This window comes from Paraburkholderia fungorum (assembly GCF_900099835.1).
In the GTDB taxonomy this organism is placed as follows: Bacteria; Pseudomonadota; Gammaproteobacteria; order Burkholderiales; family Burkholderiaceae; genus Paraburkholderia; species Paraburkholderia fungorum_A.
Genome location: NZ_FNKP01000001.1, coordinates 547,626 through 573,655, shown reverse-complemented (window position 1 = coordinate 573,655; position 26,030 = coordinate 547,626). Strand labels below are relative to the sequence as shown.

The window sequence follows — 26,030 nt, the reverse complement described above, 5'->3', positions numbered from 1 at the left end:
GCTTACTTCTTGTCGACGATGATCTGGTCGAACGTGCCGCCATCGGAGAAATGAGTTTGCTGCGCTTTTTGCCAGCTACCGAACATCTCTTCGACGGTGAAGGTTTTGATCGACTTGAACTCGGCGGCATGTTTGGCCAGCACGTTCTTGTCACGCGGACGCAGATGATGCTGCGCGATGATTTCCTGCGCGGCCGGCGACCACAGATAGTCCAGATACGCCTGCGCTTCCTTGCGCGTGCCGCGCTTGTCGACCACCTTGTCGACGATCGTCACCGGCGGTGCCGCCAGCAAACTCACCGACGGATACACCGCCTCGAAGTTGCCCGCGCCCACGCCCGTGTCGATCAGCGAGACTTCGTTTTCGAACGTCACCAGCACGTCGCCGATACCGCGTTGCGTGAACGTAGTCGTCGCGCCACGACCGCCCGTATCGAGCACCGGCACGTTCTTGAAGATCGCCTTTTCGAAGTCGAGCGCCTGCGCATCGGTGCCGCCGTGCTGCTTGCGGAAACCCCACGCGGCGAGATACGCATAGCGCCCATTGCCCGACGTCTTCGGATTCGCGATCACCACCTGCACGCCCGGCTTCGCGAGGTCGTCCCAGTCCTTGATGTGCTTCGGGTTGCCCTTGCGCACGAGGAACACCATCGTCGTGGTGTACGGCGCGCTGTCGTCCGGCAGACGCGCGCGCCAGTTGGCCGGCACCAGTTGCCCCTTTTCCGCGAGCAGGTCGATGTCGTTAGGCTGGTTCATCGTCACGACGTCGGCCTGCAGTCCTTGCAGCACCGACAGCGCCTGCGCGCTCGACGCGCCATGCGACTGGCGGATCGACACGGTCTCGCCGCTCTTCTGTTTGTAGGCCGTGACAAAACCGGCGTTGATGTCTTTGTACAACTCGCGCGTCACGTCGTACGACACGTTGAGCAACGACGTGTCGGCGTGTGCCGTCGACAGCGTTCCCAACGCGAGCGTGATTGCCGTCATGCCGGCTGCGAGCCAGCGCGAAGTCCCCGTCTTGCCTGCCATCTTGTCCCCGCCTTTCGATGATAAAAACCGGTCGCCGCACGAATATGCAGCGTGAAGCGGGATTCTAACGGATTGCTTACCAGCTCGGCCGCGGTCCCGGCGCGTCTTTTGACAGGTTTTCAATGCGCCGCAATGCCCACCGATTTCGTTCAAACGAACGCGTGCTGCGCGACCTCGAATGTGTCTTCGCGAAAGCGCAGCGGTGCAGCGCAATGCACGAGCGTATCGATGAAATATTTTGCGCGCGGCCACGGACCATAACCGGCTGCCGTGTTGATATGCCCTGCATCGCCGAGATTCACGAACGCGCTGCCGAAGCGCTGCGCAAGTTCGCGCGAACCGGCCAGCGACATCCACGGATCGGTTTCGCTGCCGATCAGAATCGACGGCACGCCGAGACGCCGCGCCTCGAAAGGTCCGGCAAACGCGAATTTCTGCGGACTCGCGGGCGCGACGAACAGCACGCCGACGACATCGTTCGCATACGACGACTGCGCCAACGCATGCGCGGTCGCCAGGCAGCCGAAGCTATGCGCGGCCAGCACGAACGGCCCGCGCTCGCGCGCGAGCAGATCGCGCAACGACTGGGCCCATTGCGCGACATCGGGTGCATCCCAATCGGCCTGCTCGACGCGCAGCGAACGCGCGAACTGACGCTCCAGCCATGTCTGCCAATGCGCGCCTTCACTGCCGTGCAGGCCGGGAACGGTGACGAGTCGCGGCGGCCATGTCGATTTGGTGCATGAAAGCATGTCGGTGCCTCGCTGCGGGAATCCGGGAAATGATTGTCACGCGCCGAGCCTCGGGGATGAACCAAGTTTTTGTGCTTTGGTTATGGGGCAAATGCGGCCAACCACCGTAGCCGCCGTGGCAAATCGGACCAGCGTGCCCAACTGGCGCGCGCGCCGCCGTTCCGCACGTCCGTTCGCAATCGCGCGCGATCGGCGTCGAAAAAGTAGAATGAAGCTTCCATCGACGAAGGAGCCTTCATGCCGCAAGCGCCGTCGGAACCAGCGCAGCCGTCGTATCGTGACGCGGACGCGATCCGTCCGGGCAACGCTGGCATCTCCAGGACCGTATGAAAATCCTCTTCTACATGCCGCATGCCGACGCTGCCGGGTGGCTGCACGATTTCGCCCGCGCGCTGCCCGAGGCCGAATTGCGCGAATGGCAACCGGGCGATACCGCGCCGGCCGACTTCGCGGTCGTGTGGCGGCCACCGCATGAAATGCTGGCCGGCCGCGACGACTTGCGCGCGATCTTCAATCTCGGCGCGGGCGTCGACGCAATCCTCGCGCTCGAACATGACCATCCCGGCACGTTGCCGCGCAACGCGCAATTGATCCGTCTCGAAGATGGCGGCATGGCATCGCAAATGGCCGAGTATGTGGCGCACGCGGTGCTGCGCTATCTGCGTCGATTCGACGAATATCAGACGCTGCAGGCCGAACGCCGCTGGCAGGCGCTCGAACCGCATCCGCGAGACAGCTTTACGGTCGGAGTGCTTGGACTCGGCGTACTCGGCGCGCACGTTGCGCAAACCGTCGCGTCGTTCGGCATGCCGGTGCGCGGCTACAGCCGCAGCGCCAGGCAGGTGGACGGCATCACGACCTTCGCCGGCGAAGCGCAATTCGACGCGTTTCTCGACGGCGTGAAAGTACTCGTGAACCTGCTGCCGCATACATCGGACACGCGCGGCGTGCTGAACGCACAGGTGTTCGCGAAGCTCGCTCACGGCGCGTATCTGATCAACGTCGCGCGCGGTGGGCACCTGGTCGAAGCGGATCTGCTCGATGCATTGGCAAGCGGCCAACTAAGCGCCGCCACGCTCGACGTGTTCCACGAAGAACCGTTGCCGCCCGATCATCCGTTCTGGCGCGAAGCGCGTATCACGATCACGCCGCACGTCTCCGCGCTGACATTGCGCAGCGAAAGCGTCGAGCAGGTCGCGCGAAAAATCAACGCGCTGATGCGCGGTGAAGCCGTGAGCGGCGTGGTGAATCTGGAACGCGGATACTGACCGGCACCTTGGAATCAGACTGAAAAAGCGCCGCCACCGCGGCAGGAGACAGAACATGACCTTCCCACAGCAAGTGAAAATCGTCGAAGTCGGTCCGCGTGACGGGCTGCAGAACGAGAAAGAATTCGTGCCCACCGCGACCAAGGTCGAGTTGATCGACCGTCTGTCGGCGGCGGGTATTCGCAATGTCGAGGCAGCGTCGTTCGTGTCGCCGAAATGGGTGCCGCAAATGGCCGACGGCGCCGACGTGATGGCCGGTATCGCGCGTCGTCCGGGCACGATCTACTCGGTGCTGACGCCGAACCTGCGTGGCTTCGAAGGCGCACTCGCCGCGCGTGCCGACGAGATCGTGATCTTCGGCGCGGCCAGCGAAGCGTTTTCGCAGAAGAACATCAATTGCAGCATCGCGGAAAGCATCGACCGCTTCGCGCCGGTTGCGCAGGCGGCGAAGGAACATGGCATACGGATTCGCGGCAGCGTGTCGTGCGCGCTCGGCTGCCCGTATCAGGGCGAGGTGCCGGTGGCGTCGGTGGTGGACGTGGTCGAACGCTTCGCTGCGCTCGGCTGCGATGAAATCGATATCGCCGATACGATTGGCGTCGGCACGCCGAAGCGCACGCGCGAAGTGTTCGACGCCGTGACCCGAGTGTTTGCGCGCGAGCGTCTGTCGGGCCATTTCCACGATACGTACGGCCAGGCGCTCGCGAACATCTACGCGGCGTTGCAGGAAGGCATCGAGATTTATCACGCTTCGGTGGCGGGGCTCGGCGGCTGTCCGTATGCGAAGGGCGCGACCGGCAATGTCGCGACCGAAGACGTGCTGTATCTGATGAACGGACTCGGCATCGAGACCGGTATCGACCTCGCGCAAGTCGTTGCGATCGGCGATTTCATTTCGACGTCGATCGGACGCCCGAACGTGTCGCGCGCCGGTAAAGCGCTGCTCGCGAAGGCGCGCAGCGAAGCGGCGAACTGCGTCTGACGTTCCGTCGAATTTTTTGTGCAACACGCTCACTCAATCAGGACCTGAAACGATGACTGATTACGCGTCTCTCGAATCCGACGATCTCACCGCGCTACCCGACGCGGCTCGCCGTGTCGCGCAATTGCTGCGCGAACGCGGTCACGCCGGCCGGATCGTGATGCTGCCGGAGACCGGCAAGACTTCCGCCGAAGCCGCCGCCGGACTCGGCTGCTCGGTGGCGCAGATCGCCAAGTCGATTCTGTTTCGCCGCCGTGAAGACGATGCGCCGGTACTGGTGGTCGCCAGCGGCGCGAATCGCGTGGATGAGAAGAAAGTGGCCGCGCACGTCGGCGAGATCGGCCGGGCGGACGCGAAGTTTGTCCGCGAAAAAACGGGCTATGCGATTGGCGGTGTGTGCCCGATCGGGCACGCGACCGAACCCGTTACGTTGATCGACGCCGATCTGCTCGCGCTCGACAGCCTGTGGGCTGCCGCCGGTCATCCGCATGCGGTGTTCAATCTGACGGCGCAGGAACTGGTCACGCTGACGGGCGCGCCGGTGGTCGACGTGGCGCTGCGCGAAACGGCGTGACGGGGAACCGAACGGGTAACAGGCTAACGAGATGACCCCCAGCGAGCGCAACGATAACGAGGACGACGACGGCTCCGTGCTGTCGCCGTGCATCAGCGTGTGCAGGATGGATGCGTCGACCGGATGGTGCGAAGGGTGTCTGCGCACCATCGAGGAAATCGCCGGCTGGTCGCTATTCGACGACGATAAAAAACGCGCGGTCTGGGACGAGATCGAAGTGCGCCACGCGCAGTTCATGGCCACGCACGCGCAACAACCGAAAGGCCCGCAATGACCGCCGCGCCACGCATCGTCACGATTGGCGAGAGCTTCAGTTCGACGCTGGAGTTATCGGCCGATTCGGTGAAGTCGTTCGCCACGCTCGTCAACGACCTCAACCCGCTGCATCACGACGACGCCTATGCCGCGCAAAGCCGCTTCGGCGGATTGATTGCATCGGGCACGCAGCCCACCGCGCATTTCATGGCACTGCTGGCCACGCATTTTTCGACTTACGCGCAGCCGCTCGGCCTGGAGTTCGACATCAAGCTAAAAAAAGCGGTTCACGCGAACGACACGCTAACCATGACCTGGCGCGTGCGCGACGCGCACTGGAAGGCGAGCCTGAACGGCGATCTCGCGCATCTTGAAGGCACTGTCGTGAATCAACGCGGCGACACGATGCTGACCGGCACGTCGACCATTCTGGTGATGCCGAAACCTGAAGCTGCGTCCACGCGTGTCGATGCGCAAATGGGCGCGCAATGATCGCGCTGCCGGAATCGATCCGCGTTTTTGAACGGGGCTGGCTGTCGTCGAACAATGTGCTGCTGACCGACGCAAATTGCACGGCACTCGTCGACACAGGCTATGCGACACACGCGCCGCAAACGCTCGCGCTGGTGCGGCAGACACTGGGCGCGCGACCGCTCGATCTGATCGTGAACACACATCTTCATTCGGATCACTGCGGCGGCAACGCGCTATTGCAGGCAACGTGGCCGTGCCGCACGTTGATCCCCGAATCGGAAGCCGGCAACGTTCGCGCCTGGGACGAAGCACGTTTGACATTTCGCGCGACCGGCCAGACCTGCGACCGCTTCACCTTCAACGGCACCATTGCACCGGGCGCGTCGTTGCGGCTCGGCGCACTCGATTGGCAAGTGCTCGGCGCACCCGGTCACGACCCGCATTCGCTGATGCTTTATTGCGCGGACGAATGCATCCTGATCAGCGCGGACGCGTTATGGGAAAACGGCTTCGGCGTGATCTTTCCTGAACTGGAAGGCGAAAGCGGTTTCGCTGAACAGCAGGCCGTGCTCGAAGCCATAGCGGAACTGGATGTGCGCGTGGTGATTCCCGGTCATGGCGCACCGTTCACGAATGTCGAACATGCGCTTGAAAGAGCGTTTTCGCGGCTCGCATGGTTGCGTGCCGATCCCGCGCGCAACGCGAAAAATGCGCTGAAGGTGTTGATCGTATTCAAGCTGCTCGACGTCCGCGCAATGAGTTTCGACGAACTGCAAGAGCTTCTCGACGACGCCGACGTCATGCGCGCCGCGGCATCGATACTCAAGCCGCGAGACCAATGGCCTGCGCTGATAGCGGATATTGTCGATGAACTTGCGGCGAAGAATGGGCCGCTGGAGATAGACGGTGCGCGGGTTCTTGCGCGTGAACGGTGAAGACTTCGCGCGGCGGCACAAAACCGTCGGCACAAAAAGAAAGCCGCTCGACCATCAAGGCGAGCGGCGGAAATTCTGTCGGACGTGATCAGCGTCTGTACGGATGATACGCGCGCGGGTTTTTGGACCGCATCGGTGATTTCCCTACAGAATGTTGACGCTATGTTTTAGATCCGCAGACACCTCTGTCAGCAGGTCTCCTGTCGCCAGAGTCACGATCATTGCTCCGCTCATATGAACAATGATCTCCTTTTATTTATTCCGTAATCCGTATCATCGTTCGGTACTTACTGCTCGACTGCTTCGAAGAAAGACAGCATCTCCGCAACCAGTTCGTCCGACGCCTCTTCGGGTATGTAATGCCCGCATGACAGCGAACGCCCACTGACGTCGCGCGCCACACGACGCCATTCGGCAAGCGCATCGAAGCACTTTTCGATCACGCCTTTATCGCCCCACAGCACGCGCAGCGGACAACCAATCTTGTTACCGCGTTCGATATCGGCACGGTCGTGCTCGAGATCGATGCTCGCCGACGCGCGATAGTCTTCGCACATCGCATGCACCGCGCCGGGTTGCGCGAGCGCGGCGCGATAGGCGTCGAGTGACGCGGGTTCGAACGGCGCGAGTCCCGCGTGACGGCCGCCCATCACCGCATCGACGTAAGCGGCCGGGTTTGCGCCGATCAGTGTTTCGGGCAGCGGCTCGGGTTGAATCAGGAAGAACCAGTGGAAATAGTGCGTCGCGAACGTGCGGTCGGTGGCTTCGTACATCGCCAGCGTCGGTGCGATGTCGAGCAGCATCAGACGCTCGACGGCGTCGGCATGATCGAGCGCCATCCGGTGAGCGACGCGCGCACCGCGATCGTGCGCGCACACGAGGAATTTATCGAAGCCGAAATGGCGCATCACCGCGACCTGATCGGCGGCCATCGTGCGCTTGGAATACGGCATGTGCGTGGCGTCGCTGGCCGGTTTGCCCGACGCGCCGTAACCGCGCAGATCGGTCGCGATCACGGTGAAGTGCGCAGCCAGCCGAGCGGCGCAGCGCTGCCAGATCAGATGCGACTGCGGATGACCGTGCAGCAGCAGCAATGGCGGCCCCGCGCCTCCCTTCACTCCGAAAATGTCGACATCGCCCACGGCGACGCGAAAGGGCGTGAAATTCTCGAAGGCCATGGCGTCTCTCTTGTCGTTTGGGAGTTCGAGCATTGTAAAAGCGCAATCTGTCCGCACCAGTGGGGTAACCCACGCAAACGTAGAAACTGAACTCTCCTTCCAACTGTTCCAAACGATGCCGCACGGCGCACGCGTCACGCTTCGCCTATAATCGAACGACCGTTCTTAAATTTTCGGACGGACATGGTTTTGCATCTGGAAGCGTGGTCGTGAAGGCAGTGTGAACGCCGGTCAGTCGCGGCGAACTGCACGCTGGCTGCGCCGCCATATGCGCCGTTCCATGTGCCGCTAAACTCATCAAACGCCGGGCGCTCAACGTCGCGCCGGTTCGTCCAAATCAGGAGACTCGCACTATGGCATTGCCCGCCGTTCTGCAAAACCTAGCGTTGCCGGTCGTCGCTTCGCCGATGTTCATCGTCAGCTATCCCGAACTCGTGTTGGCCCAATGTAAGGCCGGGATCGTCGGTTCGTTCCCGGCGCTGAACGCGCGCCCCGCAGAACTGCTCGACGAATGGCTCACGCAGATCCAGGCACAACTCGCCGAACACAAGGCCGCCCATCCCGACGCGATCATCGGGCCGATTGCGGTCAACCAGATCGTCCATCAGTCGAATACTCGGCTCGAGCACGACGTGCGCGTGTGCGTCGAACACAAGGTGCCGATTTTCATCACGAGCCTGCGCGCGCCCGCGCGTGAAATCGTCGACGCGGTGCACAGCTACGGCGGCATCGTGCTGCACGACGTGATCAACCTGCGCCACGCGCAGAAGGCGCTCGAAGCGGGCGTCGACGGTCTGATCCTGGTGGCGTCCGGCGCGGGCGGCCACGCGGGCACGACCTCGCCGTTCGCGCTGGTCGGCGAAGTGCGGCGCATGTTCGACGGCCCGATCGTGTTGTCCGGCTCGATCGCCAACGGCGGCTCGATTCTCGCCGCGCAGGCAATGGGCGCGGACCTCGCCTACATGGGCACGCGTTTTATCGCGACCCAGGAAGCGCACGCGGTCGAGAGCTACAAGCAGGCGATCGTCAATTCCAACGCGTCGGACATCATCTACACGAACCTGTTCACCGGCGTGCACGGCAACTACATCCGCGAAAGCATCGTGAACGCGGGGCTGGACCCGGACGCGCTGCCGGAGTCGGACAAGAGTGCGATGAACTTCGCCAGCGACAAGGCGAAGGCGTGGAAAGACATCTGGGGCGCAGGCCAGGGCGTCGGTCTGATGGACGACGTGCCGAGCGTGGGTGAACTGGTGCAGCGTCTGAAGAAGGAATATGACGACGCGAAGGCGCGGCTGGGAATTGCGCGCTAAGGGGCGATGACTGAGTGCTCACCTGATGGGGTTGTTGGTTGGGTGAGATGCCGGGGTTCATTAAGATCAGGTCGAACCTCGGCTTAAAAAATTCCCGCAGACGCTCGGCGACAGGCTAAGTCCTTCGCCAGTTGCACCCGCCAGCAATGACTGGCTGCGAGGCGTCGAATACAAGCCGCCCGCAACACCCCGCTACCCCACCGCCAACTCCCTGATCTGCTCAAGCGACGGCCACAGCGACTCGTTCGTGAACCGCTCAGCGAGAAAGTCGACGAACGAACGCACCTTCGCCGACAAATGCCGCCGGCTTGCATACACCACGTGAATCGGCAGCTCGCGTGGCGGCACTTCGTCCACCAGCAGCGGCACGAGGCGACCCTCGGCCAGATCCGGGCCGATCACCTCGGTGCCGAGCATCGCGATACCCGCGCCCTGCAGCACGAGCACGCGCTGCGCCTCCAGATGATTGACGATCAGATTGCCCGACAGACGCACACGCGGCGAGGTCTCGCCGGTCGCGATTTCAGGCACCGACACGCCTGCGTACTGCAAATAGTTGTGGCGCGCGAGATCGGCGACGCTCTTCGGCGTGCCGTGCCGTCGCAAATACGCGGGCGACGCGCACAGCACGAGATGCGCCGTCGCGATCTGCCGCGCGATCAGCGACGACGACTTCAGCCCGCTCGGCGAAGCCCGGATCGCGACATCAAAACCCTCGTCGATCAGTTCGACCACGCGGTCGGACAAGGTCATATCGACGGTGACTTGCGGATATTGCGCGGCGTAGTCGCCGACCGCCGCCATCACATAGCTCAAGCCGAACGCCGACAGCGACGACACCCGTAAGCGCCCCTGCGGCACGACGCTCGCCGCGCCGACCACCTGACCCGCTTCGTCGAGCTCGGTGAGCGCCTGGCTCAGCCGCTCGTAGTATTCGCGCCCCGCCTCGGTCGGAGCGACGCGCCGCGTGGTGCGGTTCAGCAGACGCGCGCCGAGTTGCTGTTCGAGATGCATCACGTGCTTGCTCGCCATCGCCGCCGACATCTCCATCCGCTCGGCCGCGCCGACAAAACTGCCGACTTCGACCACATGGCGGAACACTTTCATGCTGACGAGGGTATCCATCTCAATCGCTCGCTTCAGGAATTAATCGACGACATTTTGCCGCGTTTATCAAAAGATGGTCGGCAAACCTCGCACTGGGTCAGTTCCAGAAGCGCAAAAGCCCGCCTTCGGAAGAAGGCGGGCTTTTGAAAGGAGGATGCTAATTGTGCTGATTGACCAACCGCCAGGTGGCGTCTGCAAGCAGACGCCACCTGGCAGGATCGACGCGTTTAGAATTTCGCGCGCAGACCGACGCCGTACGTATTGCCGCTCGACTGGCCGGTGATGTGGTCGTACAGATAAGCCGCGTAGACGTCCGTGCGCTTCGAGAGCGGGTAGTCGTAACCCGCTGCCGCCGTCTGACGCGTCTGGTTCGAACCGCCGCCGTTACGCGAATACGCGTACGACGCCATGATCGAGCCCGGGCCGAACGGCACCGTCACGCCGCCTTGTCCCGTGTTCACGTGCCAGCTCGTGACCTGCTGGTCGTTGTACGTGTACATGTACTGACCGTAGAGCTTGACGAACTTCAGGTCGTACGAGACACCGACTTGGCCGACGCTCTGGCTCTTCAGGCCCGGCACGCCCGACGTGTCGAAGCTGCCCAGGTCGCCCGGCGTGTTGTTGAAGTTCACGTACTGGTACACCGCCGTCGCCGCAAACGGGCCGTGGAAGTACAGCACCTGGCCGCTCCACTTCTTCGCGCCGTTTTCGGTCGTGTTGCCAAGTGCGTACATTGCCGTCGCGCTCAAACCGTTGAAGTTCGGCGACGAGTACTGCACCGCGTTGCTCCAGCCCGAGTCGCCGGTCACGCCCTGGTCCGTCGAGTACGTCGGGAACGTGCCGAGGCCGAGGTACGTGTGGTAAATCATCGGCGAGAACACATACGAGTCGACGAACGGGTTGAACAGAATCGTCGACACGAACAGCGGCGTCGTCAGACGGCCGGCGGTGATCGTACCGTACGGCGATTCGATGCCCACGTACGCGTTACGCGAAAACATCGTGTCGCCGGTGAAGCGGCCGTACTGGCCGTTCTGCGCGAGGAAGAAGCCTTCCAGCGCGAAAATCGCCTTGTAGCCGTTACCCAGATCTTCAGAACCCTTCAAGCCCCAGTACGACGTCGACATACCGCCGCCGGACACCACTGCTGCGCTTTTTCCGCCGGGGAATTTTTGCGAGCCGACCCATTCGTCGACCTGACCGTAAAGCTGCACGCTCGATTGCGCAAAAGCAGACGATGCACTGGCCAGCAGAGCGGCACACGCGGTTGCCTTGAGGATGGTCTTCAGCGCACTGCTGTTGCTTGTTTTCATGGGTTCTCCTGTCTTTGTCAAAAAAGGTGTGGCTGTGCGAAAGGGAGCTCGCGTGAACTTTTGTTGTTGTCCGTTCGATCGTCGAACCAAGCTGGGCGGGACCATCTTTGCGGACCATTTTTATGGACAAAAATATCGTTGGTTATTGCGGGTATATCGGTCTGATTAGTTTTGTCGCTTATCGACCTGCTACAGCTGCAGTCTTCGTCATCCGCACGGCGTCGCGATCGAATTCGCTGCATCGCGCAAAATGGCCTGGAGGCCAAGCTACGCGGCGCTTTCAGACATCTGATGACATACGAATGACGCACTGCCGCAGAACGGGTGAGATTTGACGACGGGAAGGGTATGACTGCCGAGCGTTTTCAAAAAAGTGTGGCGTCGAAACGTCACATTGAGCGGCGGGATTAGTGGCGGATTAAAGCGGACGAGCGCGGAAAGCTGAGCGACGCGGCAAAAACGAGCCGATCGAGCGAGGATTGCAGCTTGAATTTTTGCAGCAGAGGCGGCGAACAGGAAACAGGACGCGCGAAATTATCGCGCAGTAATCGTACCGGTCAGCTATCTGAATTGATGAAGTTAAATACAGGTCTGCGGAGAACCCGCTTGAACTACTAGTTACGGTACGGCGACCCTTCCGGCTGACGCGGATCGTCACTCTGACGCTGCATCACACGTGAAGCACCACGCTCTTCGTTATAGCGGGCGACGTCGGCGCGAATCGAACCGGAGCGCATGGGCGCATTGGGAGGCGGTCGCGGCACCGAGCGGGACTCGGCGCTAACCTGCGTAATTGCGCCGGCGTACTGCATGCGGCCACGGCCGTCATCGGGATAATGGGACGGTGTGGTGAGGCCGCGCACGCTGGGACTATAGACACCAAAACCATTGGCACCGTGAAAACCGTCGGCATACCTGTCGCTGGCATAGTTTGCGGCGCCACGCGATGCTCGTGCATTGCGATCAGCCGCCTGATATCGGCCTGATCTTGCTGCAGGCGCACCCGAGTAACGGACGTTACCGCCGCCGCGCATGTCCGCACGCATGGAGCGATCCGGCGCATGCGAATAGGAAGCACCCGGGGAAGCACCCGAATGCATACCGGAAAAACCACCGCCGCCGTGCGGCACGCCCGGTCCTTTTGCATGGACGAACGAGCACAACACGGCAATAACCGCGCCCAGCGCCCAGTGCTTCGTTCTCGACAACCCGTCCACCTTGGTGACTCTCACGCCCGAAGACTTGCCTGAAGTCCGCCGTTCGAGCTGCAACGGACTTGTTCTGGGACGCTACGAACAACGCGTTCGATTCGCGGTGCGTGGTATCCCGACGGCCTTTGAACCGTAATTTATGGGCGTCGGCGGAGGGTGTCGAGCCAAAAAGTGTTAGGCCTCCTCCCTGGATGTAACACCTTGTTACTGCGACGTTTTTGTGCGACACAGCACTTGCGCGAACGCATCGGAACAGCTTGGCGGCAGGGCTTTTCGGCACCCTGCGAAACGCTCTCGCGTATGACGAATCGGCGCTTCTTCCAGCCACCACTTTTGCTTCCGATTGTCAAAACAGGATGGACCAATCCGACACCCTGACCAATACTGAAAGACGGCCCGAAGCATTCCATCAAGTCCTGCTAACACGACATTCTTAATGCACAACATTCATTAATCGATTCGGCAAATGAATTTGCTTTTTCAATCGATTTTCAACAACAATAGCCGTTTCCCATAGCCTAAGGTGGCGCTGTTACGCGCCCCTTCCGCGCCAGTGCGCATCACCGAATCGAGATTCCGACATGGCTCGCCCGAAACTGCTTCCCGATAACTTCACGCTGTGCCTGGTTGGCACCGTGATCCTCGCCAGCCTGCTGCCGGTTCACGGGCAGGCCGCCATCGGCTTCAACTGGGTGACGAACGTGGCGGTCGGCCTGCTGTTCTTTCTGCACGGTGCCAAGCTCTCACGCGAAGCGATCGTTGCGGGCGCGACGCACTGGCGGCTCCATCTGGTCGTACTTCTCAGCACGTTCGCGCTCTTTCCGCTGCTCGGCTTCGCGCTTAAACCGATCCTTTCGCCACTTGTCACGCCGGCGCTCTATGCGGGGGTCCTCTTCCTCTGCACGCTGCCGTCGACTGTCCAGTCGTCTATCGCGTTTACTTCCATCGCCAAAGGCAACGTGCCGGCGGCGGTATGTAGCGCGTCCGCGTCCAGCCTGCTCGGCATCTTCATCACTCCCGCGCTCGTCAGCGTCGTCGTTACCAATCAGGCTGCCGGCGGCGGCGCTTCGCCGTGGCATACGGTGGGCAACATCGTGCTGCAACTGCTGGTGCCGTTCGTAGCCGGTCAACTGCTGCGTCCGCTCATCGGCAAGTGGATCGAGCGCAATCGCGGCGTGCTGAAGTTCGTCGACCAGGGTTCGATCCTGCTGGTGGTGTACGGCGCGTTCAGCGAGGCGGTGAACGAAGGCTTGTGGCATCAGATTCCGCTGTCCGCGCTCGGCGGTCTGCTGGTGGTGTGCGCCGTGCTGCTCGCGCTGGCGCTGGGCCTGACGATCTTCGTCAGCAAGCGGCTCGGCTTCAACCGCGCCGATCAGATCACCATCATTTTCTGCGGCTCGAAGAAGAGCCTCGCGGCCGGCGTGCCGATGGCCAAGGTCATCTTCGCCTCGCACGCGGTGGGCGCCGTCGTGTTGCCGCTGATGCTGTTCCACCAGATCCAGCTGATGGTGTGCGCCGCGCTCGCGCAGCGCTGGGGCGCGCGCGATATCAGCGGCGAGACTCACCCCGCCTCGCGCGAGCGGGCTGCTGCCGCCGTCGCGCGTCGGTAAATACGCGCGCAATGCAAACAGAACGTTCATAAGCGCCCTCCCTGAGCGTCATGTGAAGAAAGCCGCCTCGTGCGGCTTTTTTGTTATTTCACGCCCAAACGCCCGCGCTGTCGCCTCAGCCTGATGGCATAAGACGTTTCTCAATCGGCCGCCGACCGCATCTCAGAAATGCTCCGAAGCACCACAACAGTGCTTAATTTCATTAAAAATTCACTTAACTTCGAAACTGGAATCGCCGATAAGCCGTAGATCGATCGCTACGCCCTCCTGCCATGCAACCTCGTTCGCCCTCCCGATCCGCTGCGCCGCGCATCGAGGAGTTGATCGCCCGGCGTGAGCTGTCCGCCGTGTTCCAGCCGATCGTGGAGTTCGAAGACGGGGCGATCCTCGGCTACGAAGGCTTGATTCGCGGCCCGGCGGGCACACCGCTCGAAGCGCCGTTCGCGCTGTTTTCGCAGGCGCTGGCCGAAGGTTGCGCGATCGAACTGGAGCGCGCTGCCGCGCGCACCTGTATCGAAACGTTCGCGAAACTCGATACCGCCGGCAAGCTGTTCCTCAATTTCAGCGCGGGCGCGATCCGCCAGCTGGCCGCCGCACGCGAAGACACTCTGGCGCTGCTGCGCGATTGCGGCATCGATCCGCAGCGGATCGTGATCGAGTTGACCGAGCAAAGTGCGATTCCCGACATGGCCGACTTCGCGCCGGTCGTCGCGGCGTTGCGCGATACCGGCGCGCAATTCGCGCTCGACGACTACGGCACCGCGAACGCCAGCATGAATCTGTGGGTACGGCTGCAACCGGACGTCGTGAAAATCGACCGCTTCTTCATTCACGACATCGCCAGCGATCCGCTCAAGTTCGAGGCCGTCCGCGCGATGCAGCACTTCGCGAAAGCGAGCGGCGCGCAGCTGGTGGCCGAGGGCATCGAGAACGAAGCGGATCTGATCGTGGTGCGCGACATGGGGATCGGCTACGGGCAAGGCTTTTTCTTCGGCCGTCCGCACGCGCAACCTGCGCTCAAGGTGAGCGAAGCGGCCCGCGACGCGATGCGCGCCGGGCACATCGCCGTGTTCCCGGAGACCACGCGCGCGGTCAGCAGCGCGTCGCCGTCGGGCGGCATGGCGTCGGAGAGGATGCTGGTCCACGCGCCCGCGCTGCCGCGTCACGCGACCAATAACAACGTGCTCGACCTGTTCAATCGCCTGCCCGAACTGCACGCGGTGGCGGTGATCGAAAGCGACGAACCGGTCGCGCTGATCAACCGGCGCAGTTTCATGGACCGCTATGCGCTGCCGTATCACCGCGAGCTGTTCGGCAAGAAGCCGTGCATGCAGTTTGCGAATGCGTCGCCGGTCCTGATCGAGAAATCGATGACGGTCGAGCAGATGGCGCGGCTTCTCGCCAGCGACGATCAGCGCTATCTCGCGGACGGCTTCGTGATTACCGAGAACGGCAAATACGCGGGCCTCGGCACGGGCGAAAGCCTGGTGCGCGCGGTCACCGAAGTCCGTCTCGAAGCGGCGCGCTACGCGAATCCGCTGACCTTTCTGCCGGGCAATATCCCGATCAGTTCGCACATTGCGCGGCTACTGGACAACCAGGCCGGTTTCCATGCGTGCTACGTGGATCTGAACCACTTCAAGCCGTTCAACGACCAATACGGCTACTGGCAAGGCGACGAAGTGCTGAAACTCGCCGCCGCCGTGCTCGCCGACGTGTGCGAGCCGACCCGCGACTTCCTCGGACACGTAGGCGGCGACGACTTCCTGATCCTGTTCCAGAGCGACGACTGGCGCGAGCGCGTGTTGCGCGCGATCCATCTGTTCAACGAAGGCGCGCAGCGCTTTTACGCGCCGGCGGACCGGCTTGCCGGCGGCATCCACGGAGAAGACCGGCGCGGCAATCCGACCTTCTTCGGCTTTGTGACGATGGCGATTGGCTGTGTGCGCGTCGAACCGGCAAGCGACGTCACGCCATACAACAGCGAACAGATCGCGTCGATCGCCGCGGTGGCGAAGCGGCGCGCCAAACACGAGAGCAGCGGTTTAGTGCTGATCGACGCCGACGAAAGCGCGGTGTTGTTGAAGGGACAGCGTGAAGCTGCGCCGCTGGATGCCTGATTGAGCAAGGCCAGGATCGAGGCCAGGCTTCGGTCACGCGAGCAACGTGTTTAGCTTGTTTTACTAAACAGCATATTCCGAGCCAGCGTCAACATCTACGGGTATTTCCGGGTGTCTTCGGCACCTTGGGCGGGCAGTTTTAGCAGCGTTTTACTATACAATCGCCCGAACCCCAACACCCCGCGGCCGCACCTTGGCGTGCCGCTTCATTCGATGGCCACAACCATCCGCGATGTCGCCCGAGCGGCCAGCGTGTCGATCGGCACCGTCTCCCGGGCCTTGAAGAATCAGCCCGGGCTCTCCGAAGCCACCCGCGAGCGCGTCGTCGAAACCGCGCGCCAACTTGGCTACGACGCGGCGCAATTGCGCCCGCGCATCCGTCGACTGACCTTCCTGCTGCATCGTCAGCACAATAACTTCGCGGCCAGCCCGTTCTTTTCGCACGTGCTGCACGGCGTGGAAGACGCCTGCCGCGAGCGCGGCATCGTGCCGTCGGTGCTGACCGCTGGCCCGACCGAAGACGTGATCCAGCAGATGCGCCTGCACGCGCCGGACGCGGTCGCCATCGCCGGGTTCGTCGAACCGGAAACGCTGACCACGCTGGTCGCCATGCAGCGCCCGCTGGTGCTGATCGACCTGTGGGCGCCCGGCCTGCGCTCGGTGAATCTCGACAATGTCGCGGGTGCGATGCTGGCCATGCGGCACCTGTTCGAACAGGGACGCAAGCGCATTGCGTTTATCGGCGGGTCGCTCGCGCACTTCAGCATCGCGCAGCGCGCGCTCGGCTACCGCAAGGCGTTTTTCGAAGCGGGGCTGCTGTTCGACCCGTCGCTGGAACTGACGATCGACGCAGGCCTCGACCCCGACACCGGCGCGGCGCGCGCGATGCATCGGCTGCTCGATGCACCCGGCCCGCGCCCCGACGCTGTATTTGCCTATAACGACGCCGCCGCGCTCGCCGCGCTGCGCGTTTGCCACGCGCGCGGCTTGCGCGTGCCCGAAGACATCGCGATCATCGGTTTCGACGATATCCCTGCCGCCGCGCATGCCACACCGCCGCTTTCGACGCTCTCCGTCGACAAGGAAGCGCTCGGCCGGCGCGGCGTCGAACTACTGCTTGAAGAAGCGCCCGCCGAGCTGGAAGTCCGCTTGCCCGTTCAACTCATTGCCCGCGCCAGTACGCTGGTGAAAACGCCATGACGCAATCCGATCCGCTTCATCCTGCTAACAACGCCGCTGCGGTGCCGCCTGTCGAGAGTTTCCGCAGCCGCGACTTTCTGCTCTCGCATGTCGAGGACACGCTGAATTTCTACGCGCCGAACGTGTTCGACCCGAGCGGCGGCTTCTACCATTTCTTCCGCGACGACGGTTCGATCTACGACAGAACCACGCGCCACCTGGTGAGCAGCTGCCGTTACGTGTTCAATTACGCGATGGCGTATCGCCAGTTCGGCGACCCGAAGCACCTCGAATACGCGCGTCACGGTTTGCGCTTTCTGCGCGACGCGCATTGGGACGCGCAGCACGAAGGTTACGACTGGGAACTCGAATGGCGCGACGGCCATAAGCGCACGCTCGACGCCACGCGTCATTGCTATGGCCTCGCGTTCGTGCTGCTCGCGTATTCGCATGCGGCGATGGCCGGCATCGAAGAAGCGAAGCCGATGATCGGCGCGACCTTCGAGCTGATGGAACACCGCTTCTGGGACGCCGCCGCCGGTCTCTATGCCGATGAAGCATCGCCCGAATGGCGGGTCAGTTCGTATCGCGGGCAAAACGCGAACATGCACACCACCGAGGCGCTGCTGGCCGCGCACGAAGCGACCGGCCATCTCGTTTATCTGGACCGCGCCGAGCGGGTCGCGTCGAACATCACGCTGCGTCAGGCGAAGCTGTCGCAGGGTCTGGTGTGGGAGCACTTTTACGCGGACTGGTCGGTCGACTGGCATTACAACGAAGAAGACAGCTCGAACATCTTCCGCCCGTGGGGTTTCCAGCCGGGACATCAGACGGAATGGGCGAAGCTGCTGCTGATTCTCGAACGCTTCCGGCCGCTGCCGTGGCTGTTGCCGCGCGCGATCGAACTGTTCGACGCCGCGATGACGCACGCGTGGGACGAAAACCACGGCGGCCTCTATTACGGCTTCGGCCCGGACGGCACCGTCTGCGATCACGACAAGTATTTCTGGGTCCAGGCCGAGACTTTCGCGACCGCCGCGCTGCTCGGCAAGCGCACCGGCAATGAGCGTTTCTGGGACTGGTACGACGAGATCTGGCGCTATAGCTGGACGCATTTCGTCGATCACCAGTACGGCGCGTGGTATCGCATCCTCACCTGCGACAACCGCAAGTACAGCGACGAAAAGAGCCCGGCCGGCAAGACCGACTATCACACGATGGGCGCGTGCTACGAAGTGCTCGCTCACGCGTTGCCCGACGGCGCGGCCACTTCTTCTGAGTCCGTGGAGAAAGCACAATGAGCGCGACCCCAGAGTTTCCCCTCTTCGTTTCGGCGGGCGACATCCTCACCGATCTCGTCCGGACCGGCGCGTCGCAATGGCTGTCGCACCCGGGCGGTGCGGGCTGGAACGTCGCGCGCTGCGTCGCGCGGCTCGGCTTGCCAACCGCGAGCGCGGGCTCGCTCGGCGTCGACAATTTCTCCGACGACTTGTGGAACGCGAGCGTCGCCGCCGGTCTCGACATGCGCTTTTTGCAGCGCGTCGAGCGGCCGCCTTTGCTGGCGATCGTTCATCAGACCCATCCGCCGGCGTACTTTTTCATGGGCGAAAACGGCGCCGATCTCGCGTTCGATCCCGCGAAGCTGCCGGCTGGCTGGATGGCGCATGTGAAGTGGGCGCACTTCGGTTGCATCAGCCTCGTGCGTCAGCCGCTCGGCGATACGCTGGCCGCGTTGGCTGCCGAGTTGCGTTCGCGTGGCGTGAAGATCAGCTTCGATCCGAACTACCGCAATCTGATGGAACACGGTTACGAGCCGACGCTCCGCAAAATGGCCGCGCTGGCTGATCTGATCAAGGTATCCGACGAAGACTTGCGCCTGCTGTTCAAGACCGACGACGAAGCCGCCGCGCTCGCCCAATTGCGCGCGATGAACCCGGCCGCGGTCGTGATGGTCACGCGCGGACCGGAATCGGCGATGCTGATCGACGGTGCGGCGGTGATCGAAGCACGTCCGCCGCGCGTCGAAGTGGTCGACACCGTCGGTGCCGGCGACGCGTCGATCGGCGGCTTGCTGTTCAGCCTGATGACCGCGCCGCAACGCGGCTGGTCCGAGCATCTCGGCTTCGCGCTGGCGGCAGGAGCTGCGGCCTGCCGCCATTCGGGCGCGCATGCGCCGTCGCTCGACGAAGTGGTCGCGCTGCTGTAATTCGGGTGCCATGTGCGGCGCGCATTGTCATGCGACAGGAGCGCCGCCCACCGCCGCATGGCGGGAAAACGAAGCTCCATCATCGTGCTACGATGAAAAACCGAAACCTTTGGAAGACGGAGCGACGTTATGGACGACATCACCTACACCAAAGGCATCTACACGGCCACCGCGTCGATCAGACAGGTCGGCGCGGATAGTTGGCAGGGCGTGGTCACCCTCTCGCGCGACGACGGCGACTCCGGCTCCGATCAGGAAACTACGCAATACGAAGTAGAAGCCACCTCGTCGACACCGGAAGAAGCGCTGGAAGAAGCCAAGGCGCTCGCGCACCGCATCCTCGGGGAAATCGAACTGTAGACGCGCAGGCGCTGCGTTTGCCGCGCGGCGCCGCCTTGCACACATCGGCCGGAGGCAACCATGGCTGAACAACTCTTCCTCTACGGCGTGTACTCGATACACGTCCGCCCCATCGAACTGAACGGCGCGCGCTGGGACGCGGAGTACGAAATCCGTCATCGCGAGAAAGCCGTCAAATCGTGGACGACGATCGGCGGCGACGGCGGCTATGGCGACGAAGCCGAAGCTGTAGCGGCGGCGCACCAGCAGGCGGTCGTCGATATCGAACATGGCGCGGGCATTCCGAAGCCGCGAGCGTTTCCGTAACGACTGCGCTTCGGTCTGATCCGGTTTGCCTCGCTACGCGGACGCTGACCCGCCGCCTGCTTTACGCGCAGTGTTTTCGACTCAAAGTACAGGCTCGAATCAGGCTGCAACCACGGCTGCACAGATGCCGTTTTCACCGCTCATTTTTCACGCCTGAGCCCGCCGAAAATCCGCTTCCACGCGCAAACCGGCGTGCTACGCTTTGCGCGTTTTCTTTTCCACGAGCACGCGATGGCCACTGAACCACAAGACCGTCCTTCCGGATTCGCAACCGGCGACGCCGAAGCGAGCACCGACGCGCAAAAGCGTCGCGCACGCGGCAGCCGCGAATTGCGTCTGGACGATCGCACGGTCATCGAACACGGCATGCCGACGCCACTGTGGCAGGACCTTTATCACCGCGCGCTGGTGGTTCGCTGGCCGATATTTTTCGTGTCGCTCGCGGTGCTGTTCCTGCTGCTCAACACCGCCTTCGCCACGCTTTACATGCTCGGCGACGGATCGATTGCGAATCAGTTTCCGAAGGGCTTCGGCGGCGCCTTCTTCTTCAGCGTCGAGACGCTGGCGACCGTCGGTTATGGCGACATGCATCCGGCGACCATCTACGCGCACTGGATCGCCACGCTGGAAATCTTCGTCGGCATGTCGGGCATTGCGTTGGCGACCGGGCTGATTTTCGCGCGCTTTTCGCGGCCGCACGCGAAGATCGTGTTTGCCCGCTATGCGGTCGTGCGGCCGCTCGACGGCCGCATGACGCTGATGGTGCGCGCCGCCAACGCGCGTCAGAACGTGATCGCCGAAGCGCGCGCGAGGCTGCGGATCATGCGTCAGGAAACCTCCATTGAAGGCTTCCCGATGCGCAAGCTCTACGACCTGACGCTCGTGCGCGATCAGCATCCAGTGTTCAAACTCGGCTGGCTGGTGATGCATGTGATCGACGAAAACAGTCCGCTGTTCGGCGAAAACGCCGAGACGCTGAAAGCGCGCGATACGACGCTGCTGCTCACGCTCGAAGGGGTCGACGAATCGACGTCGCAAACCATGCAGGCTCGCCACTTGTGGGCGTGCGAGCAGATTTACTGGCATCACCGTTTCGCTGACATCATGAGCGAGCGCGACGGCGTGAGCCATATCGATTACGCACATTTCGACGAGATCCTGCCGCTCGATGCAGCACCTCTTGCAGCGGACGTCGAGACGCAAGCGGCAGCGCGATAGATCGCGTTTTCCGAAGCCGCGCGCAACGGTATGCAGGGTCCCAGGGCATACCCGAAGGCCGCCTCCGCATGGCAAATCCACCTCAAAACTTCATTAAAACGCGCGGCTCTTCGCGCGTATTCGCTTGCCGTCCATCAAAGTAGGAATAAATCACTCTAATCGGCGCTAAAAAATAGAGTCTCTTCCGCAGCGTCACCTCGTGGTCCCCAACCAGCGCTGCGGATGCCATAACAACGGAGACTCACCCATGACCGCTCGCCTGCCCATCGACGGCACGCCCGCACTGGCCGATTACAAGCTGTCCGACAACCTCACCGCCGCGCGCGGCCGCATCTTCCTGACCGGCACGCAGGCACTGGTACGTCTCGCGTTGATGCAGCGCGCGCTCGACAAGGCGCGTGGGATGAACACCGCCGGGTTTATCAGCGGCTATCGGGGCTCGCCGCTCGGCATGGTCGATCAGCAGTTGTGGAAAGCGAAGAAACTGCTCACCGCGAGTGAAATCCGCTTCCTGCCCGCGATCAACGAAGAACTCGGCGGCACCGCCGTACTCGGTACGCAGCGGGTGGAATCGGACCCGGAGCGCACCGTCGAAGGCGTGTTCGCGATGTGGTACGGCAAAGGCCCGGGCGTGGATCGCGCGGGCGATGCGCTGAAGCACGGCAACGCGTACGGCTCGTCGCCGCATGGGGGCGTGCTGGTCGTGGCGGGCGACGACCATGGCTGTGTGTCGTCGTCGATGCCGCATCAAAGCGACTTCGCGATGATGGCGTGGCACATGCCGGTGGTGAATCCGTCGAATATCGCGGACATGCTCGAATTCGGCCTGTATGGCTGGGAGTTGTCGCGTTTCTCGGGCGCGTGGGTCGGCTACAAGGCAATTTCCGAAACGGTCGAATCAGGCTCGACCGTCGATCTCGACGCGCTGCAAACCGAATGGGCCGCGCCGCACGATTTCGCCGCGCCAGCCGGTGGCTTGCACAACCGCTGGCCCGATCTGCCGAGTCTCACCATCGAATCGCGGATGCACGCGAAGCTCGACGCCGTACGGCACTTTGCGCGCGTGAACAGCATCGACAAATGGATCGCGCCGAGTCCGCATGCGAACGTGGGGATCGTCACGTGCGGCAAGGCGCATCTGGATCTGATGGAGACGCTGCGCCGGCTCGATCTGACCGTCGCCGATCTGGATGCCGCCGGTGTGCGCATCTATAAAGTCGGCCTGTCGTTTCCGCTCGAAATGACTCGGATCGATGCGTTCGTTTCCGGCTTGTCCGAAGTGCTGGTGATCGAGGAAAAAGGTCCGGTCATCGAGCAGCAGATCAAGGACTATCTGTACAACCGCACGCAAGGCACGCGTCCGGTTATCGTCGGCAAGAATGCAGAGGACGGCACGATGCTGCTGTCGTCGCTCGGCGAATTGCGGCCGTCGCGCATTCTGCCGGTGTTCGCGACGTGGCTCGCCAGGCACAAACCCGCACTCGACCGGCGCGAGCGCGTGGTCGATCTGGTCGCACCGCAAATTCTGTCGAACGAAGCGGATAGCGTGAAACGTACGCCGTATTTCTGCTCGGGGTGTCCGCACAATACGTCGACGAAAGTACCCGACGGTTCGATCGCGCAGGCAGGCATCGGCTGCCACTTCATGGCCTCGTGGATGGAGCGCGACACCACCGGCCTGATTCAGATGGGCGGCGAAGGCGTGGACTGGGCATCGCATTCGATGTTCACGAAAACGCGTCACGTATTCCAGAATCTCGGCGACGGCACCTACTTTCACTCGGGCATTCTCGCGATCCGCCAGGCGGTCGCCGCGAAAGCGACCATCACCTACAAGATTCTCTATAACGATGCAGTCGCGATGACCGGCGGCCAGCCGGTGGACGGCAGCATCTCGGTGCCGCAGATCGCGCGTCAGGTGGAAGCGGAAGGCGTATCGCGCTTCGTCGTGGTCAGCGATGAACCGGAAAAATACGACGGCCATCACGATCAGTTTCCGAAGGGCACCACGTTCCATCACCGCAGCGAAATGGATGCCGTGCAGCGCGAATTGCGCGACACCGACGGCGTCACCGTGCTGATTTACGACCAGACGTGCGCGGCGGAAAAACGTCGTCGCCGGAAAAAAGGCGAGTTTCCCGATCCCGACAAACGTCTCTTTATCAATGAAGAGGTATGCGAAGGATGCGGCGATTGCGGCGTGCAGTCGAATTGTCTGTCGGTGGAACCGGTTGAAACGGCATTGGGTCGCAAGCGCAGGATCGATCAGTCGTCGTGCAACAAAGACTACTCGTGCGTGAACGGCTTCTGCCCGAGCTTCGTCACCGTCGAAGGCGGCAAGCTGAAAAAAGCCGCAGGCGTCGCATTCGATCCGCAAGCGCTCGCCGCCCACGTCGAAGCATTGCCGATTCCCGCGACGCATCTGGACGCCGCACCGTACGACATCCTGGTGACGGGCGTCGGCGGCACGGGCGTGGTGACAGTCGGCGCGTTGATCAGCATGGCTGCGCATCTGGAAGGCAAGAGCGCGTCGGTGCTCGACTTCATGGGCTTTGCTCAAAAAGGCGGCTCGGTGTTGTCGTTCGTGCGCTTCGCCGCGCGCGACGAATGGCTGAACCAGGTGCGTATCGACACGCAACAGGCCGACGTGCTGCTCGCCTGTGACATGGTGGTCGGCGCCAGCGCCGATGCGTTGCAAACGGTGCGTCACGGCCGCACCCGAATCGTCGTCAACACGCACGCGATTCCGAACGCGACCTTCGTGACGAACCCGGACGCGACGCTGCACGCCGGCGCGCTAATCGACAAGATGCGCCACGCGGCGGGACCGGAGCGCATGTCCACTTGCGACGCTCAGGCACTCGCCACCCGTTTTCTCGGCGATACGATCGGCGCGAATATTCTGATGCTCGGCTACGCGTGGCAACTCGGCCTCGTCCCGGTTTCGTTCGCGGCGATGATGCGCGCGATCGAATTGAACAACGTCGCGGTGACGATGAACCAACTGGCGTTTTCGATCGGCCGGATGGCGGCGCACGATCCGGCTGCGCTCGAATCGCTGTGGCAGGCGCGGCATCTTGCCAAGCCCGGCATTCGCGTCGATACGCTCGATGAACTGATCGCGCATCGCGAAGGGCGTCTGCAAATTTACGGCGGCGCTGCGTATGTGAAGCGTTATCGCGCGCTGGTCGATGCGGCGCGCCGCGCTGAACATTCAGTCGATGCTCAAAGCGAACGCGTGGCGCGCGCGGTGGCTACGACGTTTTATCGGCTGCTTGCGGTGAAGGACGAATACGAAGTCGCGCGTCTGCATACGGATGCGGCCTTCCGTGAAGCACTCGAAGCGCAATTCGAAGGCGTCGCGGGCAAGGACTTCGGCATCAAGTTCAACCTCGCGCCGCCTACGCTGAGCCGCGCGCAACCCGGCGTCAATCCGGTCAAGAAAACCTTCGGTAAATGGATGTGGCCGGTGCTCGGCATGCTGGCGAAATGGCGCGGTCTGCGCGGCACGGTGCTCGATCCGTTTGGCCGCACACTGGAGCGCAAGATGGAGCGCGAACTCGCCGGCGATTACGAAACCACGCTGCAGCGTGCGCTCGCGAAGCTCGACGCGAATAACCTGGAAGACGTGGCGAAGCTTGCCGATCTGCATGCGCGTGTACGCGGTTACGGTCATGTGAAGCTGGCGAATCTGGCGGGTGTGAAGCGCGGCGAGCGTGAACTGGCGGCACGCTTGCTGATCGACGCAGCGACGGGCGAGTCCGTCAGGAAGTCGCTGGAGGAGATGAAGGGCGCTGGGCAGTTGCGGGGGATTCCGGTGGTTGTAGCGAAGTAAGTGACTTGCGGGTGACGTGCATTGCCAGCTGTGAAAAAAAGCCGCTTCGAATTTATTCGAAGCGGCTTTTTAGTTACGCGTTGCACGTTGCACGGCAAGTTAGCTATTCGATTGCGTTATTCAAAAACGTCCGCACCTGTGCGACTTTCGCAATATCCACCGCCGCAAGCCCGCTCCCTCCCACGCGAACACCCGAACCGAAATGCACCGCGTCGACTTTCGTTCGCGTCACGAAGCCCTCGATTGCATCGACCGTCAAACCCGCACCCGCGAGCACCGTGCAATGCGACCCGCGAGCCTGCTGCACCAATTCGCGAATCGTGTCCTCGGCGTTCAGCACCGAAGCTTGCCCGCCCGACGTCAGCACATTCGTCACCGCATCGAAACCAAGCAACACGTCCAGCGCTTTTTGAAGATCACGCGTTTCATCGAATGCACGATGGAAGGTGATGGCGAGTCCGTCGGCGGCATCGATCGCACGTTCGAGTCCATCCCGGTCAATCTCGCCATCGCCATTCAACATGCCGATCACGATACCGTTCGCACCCGCCGCTCTCACGGCCCGAACGTCGCGCAGCATGACGGCGTAGTCGTCGGAGTCGTAAGTGAACGAGCGGCTATGCGGCCGCACGATCACATTCACCGGTATCTCGACGGCCGCGACCACCGCTTCGATCAGGCCGACGCTCGGCGTCAGACCGCCCTCGCCCATCGCGGTGACAAGTTCGATCCGGTCAGCGCCGGCTTGCGCGGCGAGACGCGCATCGGCAACGGTCGTGGCAATGACTTCGAGCAGGATGGACATG

The 26,030-nt window shown here is 62.5% G+C and carries 23 protein-coding genes; 16 read left to right on the top strand and 7 right to left on the bottom strand.

The window, feature by feature from the left end:
• Positions 1–2 precede the first annotated feature (2 nt).
• The gene (locus BLS41_RS02590) at positions 3–1,028 is read right to left on the bottom strand and encodes a sulfate ABC transporter substrate-binding protein (protein WP_074762811.1); all 1,026 of its coding nucleotides are present in this window, start codon (positions 1,026–1,028) and stop codon (positions 3–5) included.
• A 149-nt stretch (positions 1,029–1,177) separates the two neighbouring features.
• Positions 1,178–1,780, bottom strand: coding sequence for an RBBP9/YdeN family alpha/beta hydrolase (locus BLS41_RS02585; protein ID WP_074762810.1), 603 nt, complete (start codon positions 1,778–1,780; stop codon positions 1,178–1,180).
• A gap of 326 nt (positions 1,781–2,106) precedes the next feature.
• Here BLS41_RS02585 and BLS41_RS02580 point away from each other — a divergent pair, with 326 nt between their 5' ends.
• The 6 genes from BLS41_RS02580 to BLS41_RS02555 are packed head-to-tail and all read left to right on the top strand — an operon-like array spanning position 2,107 to position 6,268.
• Entirely contained in the window at positions 2,107–3,048 is a 942-nt protein-coding gene (locus BLS41_RS02580; protein WP_074762809.1) for a 2-hydroxyacid dehydrogenase, read from the top strand.
• A gap of 55 nt (positions 3,049–3,103) precedes the next feature.
• Entirely contained in the window at positions 3,104–4,030 is a 927-nt protein-coding gene (locus tag BLS41_RS02575) for a hydroxymethylglutaryl-CoA lyase (protein WP_074762808.1), read from the top strand.
• Between the two features lie 52 nt (positions 4,031–4,082).
• On the top strand, positions 4,083–4,604 hold the full coding sequence (locus tag BLS41_RS02570; RefSeq protein ID WP_074762807.1) for a YbaK/EbsC family protein: 522 nt from the start codon (positions 4,083–4,085) through the stop codon (positions 4,602–4,604).
• A 31-nt stretch (positions 4,605–4,635) separates the two neighbouring features.
• On the top strand, positions 4,636–4,878 hold the full coding sequence (locus BLS41_RS02565; RefSeq protein WP_074762806.1) for a DUF1289 domain-containing protein: 243 nt from the start codon (positions 4,636–4,638) through the stop codon (positions 4,876–4,878).
• The gene (locus BLS41_RS02560) at positions 4,875–5,351 is read left to right on the top strand and encodes a MaoC family dehydratase (protein ID WP_074762805.1); all 477 of its coding nucleotides are present in this window, start codon (positions 4,875–4,877) and stop codon (positions 5,349–5,351) included. Before BLS41_RS02565 ends, BLS41_RS02560 begins: the two co-directional genes overlap by 4 nt.
• The gene (locus BLS41_RS02555; RefSeq protein ID WP_074762804.1) at positions 5,348–6,268 is read left to right on the top strand and encodes an MBL fold metallo-hydrolase; all 921 of its coding nucleotides are present in this window, start codon (positions 5,348–5,350) and stop codon (positions 6,266–6,268) included. Before BLS41_RS02560 ends, BLS41_RS02555 begins: the two co-directional genes overlap by 4 nt.
• A 287-nt stretch (positions 6,269–6,555) precedes the next feature.
• On the opposite strand, the gene BLS41_RS02550 is transcribed toward BLS41_RS02555, so the two are convergent.
• Entirely contained in the window at positions 6,556–7,446 is an 891-nt protein-coding gene (locus BLS41_RS02550; RefSeq protein ID WP_074762803.1) for an alpha/beta fold hydrolase, read from the bottom strand.
• A 353-nt stretch (positions 7,447–7,799) separates the two neighbouring features.
• On the opposite strand from BLS41_RS02550, the gene BLS41_RS02545 reads away from it, so the two are divergent.
• Positions 7,800–8,759: an NAD(P)H-dependent flavin oxidoreductase gene (locus BLS41_RS02545; RefSeq protein WP_074762802.1), complete on the top strand. Its 960-nt coding sequence runs from the start codon at positions 7,800–7,802 to the stop codon at positions 8,757–8,759.
• Between the two features lie 192 nt (positions 8,760–8,951).
• Here BLS41_RS02545 and BLS41_RS02540 read toward each other — a convergent pair whose 3' ends face one another.
• The 3 genes from BLS41_RS02540 to BLS41_RS02530 all read right to left on the bottom strand — a co-directional run bounded on the left by BLS41_RS02540 (position 8,952) and on the right by BLS41_RS02530 (position 12,396).
• On the bottom strand, positions 8,952–9,884 hold the full coding sequence (locus tag BLS41_RS02540) for a LysR family transcriptional regulator (protein ID WP_074762801.1): 933 nt from the start codon (positions 9,882–9,884) through the stop codon (positions 8,952–8,954).
• 209 nt (positions 9,885–10,093) lie between these two features.
• Positions 10,094–11,179, bottom strand: a complete 1,086-nt coding sequence (locus BLS41_RS02535) for a porin (protein WP_074762800.1) — start codon at positions 11,177–11,179, stop codon at positions 10,094–10,096.
• Between the two features lie 614 nt (positions 11,180–11,793).
• Positions 11,794–12,396 carry a hypothetical protein gene (locus BLS41_RS02530; protein WP_436971993.1) on the bottom strand — a complete coding sequence of 201 codons (603 nt, stop codon included), beginning with the start codon at positions 12,394–12,396 and terminating at the stop codon, positions 11,794–11,796.
• Positions 12,397–12,971: 575 nt separating this feature from the next.
• Here BLS41_RS02530 and BLS41_RS02525 point away from each other — a divergent pair.
• The 9 genes from BLS41_RS02525 to BLS41_RS02485 all read left to right on the top strand — a co-directional run bounded on the left by BLS41_RS02525 (position 12,972) and on the right by BLS41_RS02485 (position 25,224).
• A complete protein-coding gene (locus BLS41_RS02525; RefSeq protein ID WP_074762799.1) occupies positions 12,972–14,000 on the top strand; it encodes a bile acid:sodium symporter family protein in 1,029 nt (342 codons plus the stop codon).
• Positions 14,001–14,272: 272 nt separating this feature from the next.
• Positions 14,273–16,120, top strand: coding sequence for an EAL domain-containing protein (locus BLS41_RS02520; protein ID WP_074762798.1), 1,848 nt, complete (start codon positions 14,273–14,275; stop codon positions 16,118–16,120).
• A 213-nt stretch (positions 16,121–16,333) separates the two neighbouring features.
• Positions 16,334–17,320 carry a LacI family DNA-binding transcriptional regulator gene (locus tag BLS41_RS02515; RefSeq protein ID WP_074762797.1) on the top strand — a complete coding sequence of 329 codons (987 nt, stop codon included), beginning with the start codon at positions 16,334–16,336 and terminating at the stop codon, positions 17,318–17,320.
• Positions 17,317–18,600: an AGE family epimerase/isomerase gene (locus BLS41_RS02510; RefSeq protein WP_074762796.1), complete on the top strand. Its 1,284-nt coding sequence runs from the start codon at positions 17,317–17,319 to the stop codon at positions 18,598–18,600. Before BLS41_RS02515 ends, BLS41_RS02510 begins: the two co-directional genes overlap by 4 nt.
• A complete protein-coding gene (locus BLS41_RS02505; protein ID WP_074762795.1) occupies positions 18,597–19,505 on the top strand; it encodes a carbohydrate kinase family protein in 909 nt (302 codons plus the stop codon). The genes BLS41_RS02510 and BLS41_RS02505 overlap by 4 nt, the downstream gene beginning before the upstream one ends.
• A 129-nt stretch (positions 19,506–19,634) precedes the next feature.
• Entirely contained in the window at positions 19,635–19,865 is a 231-nt protein-coding gene (locus BLS41_RS02500) for a hypothetical protein (RefSeq protein WP_074762794.1), read from the top strand.
• A gap of 60 nt (positions 19,866–19,925) precedes the next feature.
• Positions 19,926–20,171, top strand: coding sequence for a hypothetical protein (locus tag BLS41_RS02495; protein ID WP_074762793.1), 246 nt, complete (start codon positions 19,926–19,928; stop codon positions 20,169–20,171).
• A 231-nt stretch (positions 20,172–20,402) separates the two neighbouring features.
• Entirely contained in the window at positions 20,403–21,389 is a 987-nt protein-coding gene (locus tag BLS41_RS02490; protein ID WP_074762792.1) for an ion channel, read from the top strand.
• A 247-nt stretch (positions 21,390–21,636) separates the two neighbouring features.
• Positions 21,637–25,224 carry an indolepyruvate ferredoxin oxidoreductase family protein gene (locus BLS41_RS02485; RefSeq protein ID WP_074762791.1) on the top strand — a complete coding sequence of 1,196 codons (3,588 nt, stop codon included), beginning with the start codon at positions 21,637–21,639 and terminating at the stop codon, positions 25,222–25,224.
• A 103-nt stretch (positions 25,225–25,327) separates the two neighbouring features.
• Here the strand turns inward: BLS41_RS02485 and BLS41_RS02480 are convergent, their stop codons facing one another.
• Entirely contained in the window at positions 25,328–26,029 is a 702-nt protein-coding gene (locus tag BLS41_RS02480) for a copper homeostasis protein CutC (RefSeq protein ID WP_074762790.1), read from the bottom strand.
• Between the last annotated feature and the right edge of the window lies 1 nt (position 26,030).

Coding starts and splice junctions, on each gene's coding strand:
- BLS41_RS02590 (WP_074762811.1), bottom strand. CDS start 1,028: ATGGCAGGCAAGACGGGGACTTCGCGCTGGCTCGCAGCCGGCATGACG.
- BLS41_RS02585 (WP_074762810.1), bottom strand. CDS start 1,780: ATGCTTTCATGCACCAAATCGACATGGCCGCCGCGACTCGTCACCGTT.
- BLS41_RS02580 (WP_074762809.1), top strand. CDS start 2,107: ATGAAAATCCTCTTCTACATGCCGCATGCCGACGCTGCCGGGTGGCTG.
- BLS41_RS02575 (WP_074762808.1), top strand. CDS start 3,104: ATGACCTTCCCACAGCAAGTGAAAATCGTCGAAGTCGGTCCGCGTGAC.
- BLS41_RS02570 (WP_074762807.1), top strand. CDS start 4,083: ATGACTGATTACGCGTCTCTCGAATCCGACGATCTCACCGCGCTACCC.
- BLS41_RS02565 (WP_074762806.1), top strand. CDS start 4,636: ATGACCCCCAGCGAGCGCAACGATAACGAGGACGACGACGGCTCCGTG.
- BLS41_RS02560 (WP_074762805.1), top strand. CDS start 4,875: ATGACCGCCGCGCCACGCATCGTCACGATTGGCGAGAGCTTCAGTTCG.
- BLS41_RS02555 (WP_074762804.1), top strand. CDS start 5,348: ATGATCGCGCTGCCGGAATCGATCCGCGTTTTTGAACGGGGCTGGCTG.
- BLS41_RS02550 (WP_074762803.1), bottom strand. CDS start 7,446: ATGGCCTTCGAGAATTTCACGCCCTTTCGCGTCGCCGTGGGCGATGTC.
- BLS41_RS02545 (WP_074762802.1), top strand. CDS start 7,800: ATGGCATTGCCCGCCGTTCTGCAAAACCTAGCGTTGCCGGTCGTCGCT.
- BLS41_RS02540 (WP_074762801.1), bottom strand. CDS start 9,884: ATGGATACCCTCGTCAGCATGAAAGTGTTCCGCCATGTGGTCGAAGTC.
- BLS41_RS02535 (WP_074762800.1), bottom strand. CDS start 11,179: ATGAAAACAAGCAACAGCAGTGCGCTGAAGACCATCCTCAAGGCAACC.
- BLS41_RS02525 (WP_074762799.1), top strand. CDS start 12,972: ATGGCTCGCCCGAAACTGCTTCCCGATAACTTCACGCTGTGCCTGGTT.
- BLS41_RS02520 (WP_074762798.1), top strand. CDS start 14,273: ATGCAACCTCGTTCGCCCTCCCGATCCGCTGCGCCGCGCATCGAGGAG.
- BLS41_RS02515 (WP_074762797.1), top strand. CDS start 16,334: ATGGCCACAACCATCCGCGATGTCGCCCGAGCGGCCAGCGTGTCGATC.
- BLS41_RS02510 (WP_074762796.1), top strand. CDS start 17,317: ATGACGCAATCCGATCCGCTTCATCCTGCTAACAACGCCGCTGCGGTG.
- BLS41_RS02505 (WP_074762795.1), top strand. CDS start 18,597: ATGAGCGCGACCCCAGAGTTTCCCCTCTTCGTTTCGGCGGGCGACATC.
- BLS41_RS02500 (WP_074762794.1), top strand. CDS start 19,635: ATGGACGACATCACCTACACCAAAGGCATCTACACGGCCACCGCGTCG.
- BLS41_RS02495 (WP_074762793.1), top strand. CDS start 19,926: ATGGCTGAACAACTCTTCCTCTACGGCGTGTACTCGATACACGTCCGC.
- BLS41_RS02490 (WP_074762792.1), top strand. CDS start 20,403: ATGGCCACTGAACCACAAGACCGTCCTTCCGGATTCGCAACCGGCGAC.
- BLS41_RS02485 (WP_074762791.1), top strand. CDS start 21,637: ATGACCGCTCGCCTGCCCATCGACGGCACGCCCGCACTGGCCGATTAC.
- BLS41_RS02480 (WP_074762790.1), bottom strand. CDS start 26,029: ATGTCCATCCTGCTCGAAGTCATTGCCACGACCGTTGCCGATGCGCGT.